This is a genomic window from Pseudoalteromonas sp. SR43-5 (assembly GCF_014163835.1).
Lineage (GTDB): Bacteria > Pseudomonadota > Gammaproteobacteria > Enterobacterales > Alteromonadaceae > Pseudoalteromonas > Pseudoalteromonas distincta.
The window spans coordinates 1-10,079 of sequence record NZ_JACJEA010000015.1; the positions used below are offsets into that span (position 1 = coordinate 1).

The 10,079-nt window shown below is 38.8% G+C and carries 6 protein-coding genes; all 6 read left to right on the forward strand.

What is annotated here, in order from left to right; genetic code table 11:
* The coding region (pepN, locus tag H5090_RS10375; RefSeq protein WP_182695646.1) for an aminopeptidase N at positions 1-2,589 on the forward strand (2,589 nt) is incomplete at its 5' end.
* On the forward strand, positions 2,590-2,811 hold the full coding sequence (locus H5090_RS10380) for a DUF2835 family protein (RefSeq protein WP_010552655.1): 222 nt from the start codon (positions 2,590-2,592) through the stop codon (positions 2,809-2,811).
* Positions 2,812-3,063: 252 nt separating this feature from the next.
* A complete protein-coding gene (locus H5090_RS10385) occupies positions 3,064-5,163 on the forward strand; it encodes a DUF1302 domain-containing protein (protein ID WP_182695647.1) in 2,100 nt (699 codons plus the stop codon).
* A gap of 13 nt (positions 5,164-5,176) precedes the next feature.
* Positions 5,177-6,541, forward strand: a complete 1,365-nt coding sequence (locus H5090_RS10390; protein WP_182695648.1) for a DUF1329 domain-containing protein — start codon at positions 5,177-5,179, stop codon at positions 6,539-6,541.
* Positions 6,542-6,667: 126 nt separating this feature from the next.
* The gene (locus H5090_RS10395) at positions 6,668-7,663 is read left to right on the forward strand and encodes a YCF48-related protein (RefSeq protein ID WP_182695649.1); all 996 of its coding nucleotides are present in this window, start codon (positions 6,668-6,670) and stop codon (positions 7,661-7,663) included.
* A complete protein-coding gene (locus H5090_RS10400) occupies positions 7,663-9,984 on the forward strand; it encodes an RND family transporter (protein WP_182695650.1) in 2,322 nt (773 codons plus the stop codon). Before H5090_RS10395 ends, H5090_RS10400 begins: the two co-directional genes overlap by 1 nt.
* Positions 9,985-10,079: the final 95 nt, after the last annotated feature.

Below are 10,079 nucleotides of genomic sequence, written 5' to 3' on the forward strand. Positions count from 1 at the left end.
GAATCAAGTAAACCTCAAGCACAATATCTTAAAGACTATAAAGCTCCTGACTTTCTAATTGACCACACAGAGCTAACATTTGACTTACAGCCTTTATCAACCAAAGTAAGCTCTTTACTAACACTTACCCGAGTTGGTGATAAAAAAGCACCTTTAGTGCTTGATGGTATTGATTTGAGTTTACTGTCTTTATCTGTTGATACAGTTGATATAACGGATTATGAAATTGTCGGTGAGCAGCTAATAATTAATAACCTACCGGATAGTTGCCAATTAAGTATTGTGACCGAGATATCACCTGAGACAAATACTTCTTTAGAAGGTTTATATTTATCGGGCGGTGCGTATTGCACACAGTGCGAAGCGCAGGGGTTTAGAAAAATCACCTATTACATGGATCGCCCTGACGTACTTGCCACGTTTGATGTAACTATTATTGCGGATAAAAAGTATCTACAACTTCTTTCTAATGGTAATCAAGTAGATAGCGGTGAAACATCAGATGGTCGTCATTTTGTGAAATGGCAAGACCCATTTAAAAAGCCGAGCTATTTATTTGCACTTGTAGCGGGCGATTTTGATGTTTTGAAAGATACTTACACGACTAAAAGCGGCAAAGACGTAGAGTTAGCATTATTTGTTGATAAGGGTAATTTATCTAAAACACCTCATGCTATTGCTTCACTTAAAAAAGCAATGCAATGGGATGAAGAACGCTTTAATTTAGAGTATGACCTTGATATTTATATGATTGTAGCCGTCGATTTTTTCAACATGGGCGCGATGGAAAATAAAGGGCTAAACGTTTTTAATAGTAAATGTGTATTAGCCAATCAAGAAACAGCGACAGACAAAGACTACCATACGATTGAATCCATTGTAGGGCATGAGTACTTTCATAACTGGACAGGTAACCGAGTTACTTGTAGAGATTGGTTTCAGTTATCGCTAAAAGAAGGGTTAACCGTATTTAGAGACCAAGAGTTTAGTAGTGATTTAGGCTCTCGTGCACTTAACCGAATTGATGCAGTTAAAGTAATGCGTACGCATCAGTTTAGCGAAGATGCAGGCCCTATGGCGCATCCAATTCGTCCTGAAAAAGTTATTGAAATGAATAACTTTTATACTGTAACAGTATACGATAAAGGTGCTGAAGTTATCCGTATGATGCACACGTTACTGGGTGAAACTAATTTTCAAAAAGGGATGACACTTTACTTTGAGCGCCACGATGGGCAAGCAGTAACATGTGATGACTTTGTCAGTGCAATGAGCGATGCATCAGGTGTTAATTTAGAGCAATTTAAGCTGTGGTATAGCCAATCGGGTACACCGCGCTTAAATGCAATACAACATTTTGATAGCAGTTCAAATACGTATACATTGACAATAGAACAAGCAGCACCGGACAATCAGCCAGACAATAAACCACTTCATATACCTTTTGCTATTGAATTACTTGATGCGAATGGGAAAAGTATTGCTCCGCAATATAATGGTAAAAAACTAGATCATGTGCTTGATGTAACAAGTACGACTCAAACATTTAGCTTTGATAATATCTTAGAAAAGCCTGTTGCGGTTTTACTCGAAGATTTTTCTGCACCTTGTATTTTAAATCAGCAAACAACAGAGCCCGAACTATTGCATATTATGCGTTTTGCACGCAGTGATTTTTCACGTTGGGATGCACAACAGCAGCTATTTATTAAAGCGATTAAGTCTCAGATTACCGACACGACTAATAGCATGTTAAGCAGCGAAACTATAAATGCGCTACGTGTACTTATAAACACCAAAGAGGGTGATTTAGCCTTAATTGCAGAGCTGTTTAAACTGCCAAGTTTTGATACATTAGCCGCTGAATTTGAAGTAATACCTGTTGATGAGATTATTGAAATAACAGAAAAGTTTGAGCAACAAATTGCTGACGAACTTGCTGATGAACTGCTTGCTTGTTACGAATCTCTTGAAGATGATGGCAGTATAAGTGCAAGCTCTGTTGCTAAACGCGCTTTAAAACAAATATGCTTGCATTATTTGGCTAAAACTCAAAAGCCAGAGGCTGTAAGCTTTATTAAAGAAGCCGCAAGTTCGACTAATATGACCAATGTACTTGGTGCACTAAGCGCAGTGGTAAAAGCATCCCACCCTATACAAGAAGAGCTTTTGAATCATTTTGATAGTCAATGGCGCCATGATGTTTTAGTGATGGATAAGTGGTTTGCACTGCAAGCTATGCAGTCAGGCAATAAAGCTATAGATAATATTAAGGCACTTTACGAACATCCGTGTTTTGATTTTTCAAACCCGAACCGTGTACGTGCACTTGTAGGAAGCTTTAGTCACTTTAATACAGCACAATTTCATCGCTCAGATGCCCAAGGCTATACGTTATTAGGTGACTTGTTAATAAAACTTAATGCAATTAATCCACAAAATGCGTCTCGTATGCTAACACCGTTCATGTCATGGAAGCGTTACGATGATGTTCGCTCTCAAGCAATGAAACTGCAATTACAACGCATAGCTAATCTAGATGGACTAAGTGCTGATTTGTATGAAAAGGTTGAAAAAGCGCTCGCATAAATGATTGAGTATTATTTTACCTTAAGATTGAGCTATAACGAGTGCATGGATTACTACCATGGCCGTTTTAGCTCTTTACAAGTTGTAGAAGATGGCGGTAAAACGATTCGTTTTGCTGCTACACATTTAAGGCCCTTCATTTCAAGTTTAGGTGTACGTGGCCGTTTTAGACTCTTATTAACCCCCGAAAACAAGTTTATCCGTCTAGAGCGAGTGGCCTGACACTCGGTTTTTATGTTATATATACATAAAAATATTGTATTTTTGTTAATTTCAATTTGTCCTATTGTTAAATTACGTGTATAAATTATCTGGTACGACGTCTTACCAATACGTAAGCGTCAACCAAAATATAAAGTATACGGAAGATTAGAGCGAGTATTTGTAATTTCACTGATTCGCTTCTATCGTTATGATTACACTAAAAACAATAACTTGATCACACAAAATGACCCGCGACAGGGGGGAACCAAAATGATAAGAAGATCGCTTTTTGTTAAAAATAGAATCGCTATAGGTATAGCAGCCGCTAGCTTAGGTTTATCTGCAGCAAGTACACAAGCTGTAACATTTGAAGCTGGAGGTTTTGACATTACCTTCGATTCAACCTTTTCATATGGGCAAAGTGTTCGCGTAGAAGACAGAGACTTTAGCCTAATTGGTAAAAGTAACAATCCGGCATTTGATTGGACAGGTTACAACCCTGCGCTAAACAACACTATTTACTCATCTCAAGATGTATGGGCTCAACCTGGCTCTTATTCAAATAATGGTGATGCTGGTAATTTAAATTTTGACAGTGGTGACTCATTTTCAAAACTTTTGAAGGGAACACACGACCTTTCAATAAATAAAGATAACTACGGTTTGTTCACTCGCTTCATGTATTTTTATGACTTTGCGTTGATGGATGGCTATCATGCATATTCAAATCCTACATCAGGGCGGGGGGTTGATCCGTGTGATGATAAAGACACTAAAGCGCAAAGCTGTGCAGATATTCGTTTATTAGATGCGTTTGTGTGGGCTGATTTTGATTTAAATGATGGTAATAACCCTTTATCTGTCCGTTTAGGTCAACAAGTAGTTAACTGGGGTGAGAGTACACTTATATCTCATGGTATTAACGTAAACCCAGTTGATATTGACCGATTGAAAGCGCCAGGTGCTGAGCTTAAAGAAGCATTCATACCTGTAGGCATGCTTTGGGCATCGCTTGGCATTACTGACAACATTACCCTTGAAGGTTTCTACCAATACCAATGGCAAGAAACGCGTTTGCCCGCAGCTGGTACGTATTTTTCGACTAATGACTTTGCAGCAGAAAATGGTTATCAGCAGAATGTTCAATTAGGTTTTACGTCTAATCCTGATATTGATGTTGCTTTTTTAACAGATAGCTTGAATAACTTAACATCTGATTTTGCATTAGCCGCAGCAGCACAAGGTATTGATCCTTCAAGTGCAGAAGGAAGTGCTTTATTAGCTCAAATGTATCTTGCATACCCAACTAAAGTTGCTTTAAAAGGTAAAGGGGATAATGGTAAAACAGAGCCTGAAGATGGCGGTCAGTATGGTTTACGTTTAGGTGTATTTTTACCTGAATTTAATGATACTGAAATTGCACTCTATCACGTGAATTATCATAGCCGTCGACCGCTTATATCTGGTCGCGTATCAAACTTTTCACAAGCTGCAATTGCCCAAGATTTAGCGATGATCATGACAACAGAAATCACGTCAGATAATGTTGCTGATTTAACTGCTTTTTCTAAAGCTGAAAACGAGTACCCTGAAGATATTAAGTTATATGGTTTAAGTTTTAATACGACTATCGGCGAAACAGCCTTCGCGGGTGAATTTGCTTTTCGCCAAGATGAACCGCTACAAATTGATGACGTAGAGTTACTTTACACAGCTATGCCTGAGCAATTGGCGGTCGCTGGTATTCGTCCTGATTTTGCGGGTATTTCGCAAATGAGTATAGGCGATGCGGTAAGCTCAGTTGGTGCAGGTGAAGTTGCCAAAGGCTACATTGAACGCGACACATCACAAATTCAATTTACAGCAACACATTTATTTGGCCCTTCATTAGGTGCTGATAGTTGGGCTGTAGTTGGTGAAGTGGGTGTAGTTAAAATTCACGATATGCCTGGCTATGACGAAATGCGTTTAAATGTATCAGGCACTGGCCGTAGTGGCACAATAACAGGCCCAGGTACTACTGATTATTCAACATTGCAACTTGGTCTATCAAATGGCGCTGAAGAGAAATCATTCGCTACAGCATCGTCTTGGGGTTACCGCCTAATTGCGAAAGGCGATTACTTCAACTTTTACAAAGGTATTAACTTTTCACCACGTTTTGTATTTTCTCATGACGTAAACGGTAATACACCAGATCCTATGTTCTTATTTATCGAAGATCGTAAATCTTTAGGTGCTACGATGAACTTTAACTACCAAAATGCGTGGTCACTTGATGTGAGCTATAACTCGTTTTGGGGCGGTGGCGGTGTTAATACATTCTCAGACCGCGATTACGTTTCTTTTAACTTAAAATATTCTATTTAGGGGTAACATTACTATGATTAAAAAACCTACCCTCATTGCTACAGCATTTTGTAGTTTGTTTGCAAGCAGCGCAGCCTTGGCTAAATTAAGCGCTGATGAAGTTGCTCAATTAGGCCAAAACTTAACGCCAATGGGTGCAGAAAAAGCTGCGAATGCTGATGGTTCTATTCCAGCGTGGAATAATGGAATTACAACAGCGCCTGCAGGTTATAAAGCTGGTATGCATCATCTTGACCCATTTACAGCTGATAAAGTGCTTTTCACTATCGATAAAAGTAATATTGAAAAGTACAAAGCCAATTTAAGTCCGGGTCAAATTGCTTTATTTGAAGCATACCCAGACACATTTAAAATGCCAGTGTATGAAACACGCCGCTCAGCTTCGTACCCTCAGTTTGTTTATGACGCGACTAAAAAGTTTGCACCGACTGCTGAATTAATCGAAGGCGGTAACGGTATTAAAAATACCGCGATAGGTATTCCTTTCCCTATTCCTAAAACAGGTTTAGAGGCAATTTGGAATCACTTATTACGTTACCGTGGCCAGTCTATTGAGCGCTTTGGTGGTCAAGCTGCACCGACTGCATCTGGCTCTTACAACTATGTTGGTTTTGATGAGCAGCTATTAGTTAAATACTCAGACCCAAGCGCAACACCTGCAGAGCTACAAGACTCAAACATTTTGTTTAAGTTTAAACAAAGCGTTACAGAGCCTGCACGTTTAGCGGGTACTGCATTATTAGTTCATGAAACAATGGACCAAATATTAACGCCGCGCCAAGCATGGACTTATAACTCGGGGCAACGTCGTGTTCGTCGTGCACCTAATGTTGCATATGATGCACCAGGCACAGCTGCAGATAGCCTGCGCACTACCGATGATTTTGATATGTTTAATGGCTCACCAAATCGTTACAACTGGACGCTAAAGGGTAAGCAAGAGTTATACATACCTTACAACAGCTATAAACTTCATAGCGACAAGCTAGAGTACAATGATATTTTAATGCCTGGCCATATTAACCCAGAACATACACGTTACGAAAAACATCGTGTTTGGGTTGTTGAAGCTAACTTAAAAGATGATACACGCCATATCTATAAAAAACGTGTGTTTTACATTGATGAAGATAGCTGGCAAGTACAGGTTACTGATATTTATGATAACCGCGACCAACTTTACCGTGTAGCCATGGCTTATGGCCTTAACTATTACGAAGTTCCTACACAGTGGAGTACTCTTGAGGTTTATCATGATTTGAATTCTCGTCGTTATTTAGCAATTGGTTTAGATAACCAAGAAAAAATGTACGATTTTTCAAAGTCGTTTAACGATAACGAATTTACTTCAAGTGCTTTACGTCGCGCAGGTAGATAGTATTAAACTAGGCACTTAACAATATGTTAAGTGCCTTTTCCTTTCTCATCGCGTTTGTCTTACAGCGCGCAACGCACTCCCTAGTAAAAAGACAAACAACTCTCTCGTACAAGGCGATTAAAATTTATGAAGTATTTGGTATATGCCAGCCTGATAATAAGCGGTGCGAGTGTTGCACAAGAAGCCCCTAACTATGCAATCAGTGCAACAAATGCAGCTAAAACCTTACTCACTGATATAACTAACACGGGTAATGGCTTAATTGCTGTTGGTAAACACGGTACTGTTATTAAAAGTACATCGGGTGATTCATGGCAACAAGCTGAGCTAGTTCCAACTCAAGTGCTCTTAACTGCCGTTGATTTTAGTAACGAAAATAATGGATGGGCGTGTGGCCACGATGCAACAATCATAAATACTACTGACGGTGGCGTTAATTGGCAGCTACAACAAGCATTACCTGAATTAGACAAACCATGTTTAGATATTTTATTTGAAGATGACTTAAAAGGTTTTGCAGTTGGCGCATATGGCATGTTTTATCAAACTACAGACGGTGGTCAACATTGGCAAAAGCGCTTTTTAGATTCGCTACTTTTTAGTGATGATCGTGATTACTTAAACGATTTAAAAGAAAATGACCCACAAGGATACGAAGCGGAAACTGCTTCTATCTTACCGCACTTTAATCGTATAGAAAAAACAGACAATGGATTAATGCTCGTTGGTGAAATGGGTTTAATGGCCAGAAGCGTTGACGATGGTCAAACTTGGCAAAGAATAGAAGAAGTTTATCCCGGTTCATTCTTTGCAGTTGCCTCTGATAGCACTCAAGAAATTGTGGCGGGGCTACGAGGTAATGTTTTTGCAAAGCAAAGTGGCGAAAAGCAGTGGCAGCATTTTGAAAATGTTAAAACAGCGACGATTAATAACATTATTAATTATAATAACAAACAATGGCTCATGCTCGCTAATAGTGGCGTTATTTTTCATCTTCAAGATGGGTTACTCACCCATGAGCAGCTTGCTGACGGTAAAGCGATTCTTGATGGTGTAATTTTAGATAACAGATTGATCATGGCTACAGAAGATGGCATTAAAGTGAAGGAGTTAACCCCTTAATGCATAAGTTACTCGATTTTATTGAAAAGGCGATTTTTAGACATCGCTTAATTATGCTTATAAGTTTTGCACTTATAACCTGTTTACTTGTATTTAAAGCGACTCAAATTCAACTTGATGCATCGTTTAATAAAAATATCCCGTTAAATCACGATTACATGAAGGTATACACTAAACATGAAAAACAGTTTGGTGGTGCAAACAGTATTTTAATTTCAGTATGTGACGACAGCGGAGATATATTTAATCCAGAATTTTTTACTCAATTAAAAGCGGTTCACGATCAGCTTTATTTTATTCCTGGTGTAAATCGTCCTTTAGTGAATTCTATATTTTCACCTAGTGCTCGCTTTGTAGAAGTAGTAGAGGATGGCTTTGCCGGTGGTCCAATTATTCCTGCAAACTTTAAAGCAGATACGCGTGGATTAGGTGTAGTAAAGGAAAACATTGAAAAAGCAAAAGTTGTAGGGCGTATGATTGCCAGCGATTACTCTTGTGCAATGGTAACGGCTCAACTTTTAGAAACAGATCCTCAAACACAACAAAAATTAGACACATTAGCTTTTGCACAAAAGCTAGAAAGTGATTTAAGAGAGCCTTTAAGTACAGACAAAGTAAGTATTCATATTATTGGCTTTGCAAAAATGGCTGGTGATATAGCTGAAGGCGCAAAAGGGGTAGTCGCATTTTTTGCCATTGCTATCGCCTTTACCTTTATTATGGTTTGGCTATTTTGTGGCAGTTTAAAGCTAACTATTTTGCCAATCGCGTGTTCTATTATTGCTGTTATTTGGCAATTAGGCCTGCTTTCAAGTTTAGGGTTTGGACTAGACCCTATGTCTATTTTGGTGCCGTTTTTAGTGTTTGCTATTGGTGTAAGCCATGGTGTGCAGATGATCAATGCGATTGGCAAAAAAGTAGGTGAAGGAAAAAGTACGCGAATTTGTTGTCAGTCAAGTTTCAGGGCTTTATTAATACCTGGTGGTATTGCACTGCTTTCAGATACCGTAGGCTTTTTAACATTACTTACTATTGATATTGGTATTATCCGCGAACTTGCTATTACAGCGAGTTTAGGTGTGGCAGTAATTATATTTACAAATTTAATTTTGCTGCCAGTTTGGGCGTCGTACATGAACTTTGAAAACAGTGTACATATTCAATCTGGTGATGCTGAGAAGCCTAATATACTTGATAAGATCAGAGACATTTTAGTAAAAGCAACCGATCCTAAAATCGCTAAAATGATTATCGGTTTTACCCTTGTTTTATTTGCTCTAGGCTACTGGCAAGCAGATAAAATGCGTATAGGTGACTTACACGCAGGCGCGCCATCTCTGCATCAAGATGCCCGTTATAACCAAGACACGTTTTTAATTTCGGATAAGTACACTATCTCGTCTGATATTTTAAAAGTAATTGTAGAGGCGTATCCTGCAGCATGTACTGAGCATGATGTGATGGAGCGTATAAGCCGTTTTCAATACAAAGTTGAGAATGTGGCCGGTGTGCAGTCTGCTGTAAGTTTGAGCTCTGTAGCTCAATCGGTTAACGCGGGCTACAACGAAGGCAATTTAAAATGGCAGAGTTTGCCACGAAATTCAGCAAGCTTAGTACAGTCAACGTCTCGAGTTGAAACTAGTACAGGCTTACTTAACGGTGATTGTTCAGTTATGCCAGTGATTATATTCTTAGATGATCATAAAGCACAAACTATCGATACCGTAATTAAGAGTGTTAAGCAATTTGCCCAAGAAGAGGGCACTGATAAATTGGCATTTAAATTAGCGTCAGGACCTGTGGGCGTAATGGCAGCTACTAATGAGTCTGTATCAGAAGCACAAATACCCATGATGCTTTACGTTTATGGTGCCGTTATTATTTTATGTTTAATGAGCTTTAGAAGCGTAAAAGCAACAGTAGCCGTGGTATTACCGCTTTATATTGTATCAACCCTTGCCCAAGCACTTATGGTACAGCTGGAAATAGGCTTAACAGTTTCTACTTTACCTGTAATTGCATTAGGTGTAGGTATTGGTGTTGATTACGGTATTTATATACTGTCGTCGATGATGGGGCAGCTTAAGCAAAACGTACCGCTTAGTGTTGCTTATCGTAATGCGCTTGTTGAGCGTGGCAGCGCGGTTCTATTTACTGGTATTACATTAGCTATTGGTGTGAGCACTTGGATATTCTCAGATCTTAAATTCCAAGTTGATATGGGTATACTATTAACCTTCATGTTTTTAGTGAATATGTTAGGTGCAGTGTTGTTATTACCCGCAATTGGTAGCCTTCTCTGGACTGACCAGAAAAAATAATGTGAATACTTTTGCTCCTAAATGGCCAGTAATGGCCATTTATATCTATATTTTGTGAATAGATGACCAAATAGCTGAAATGCTTAAAATGTTTT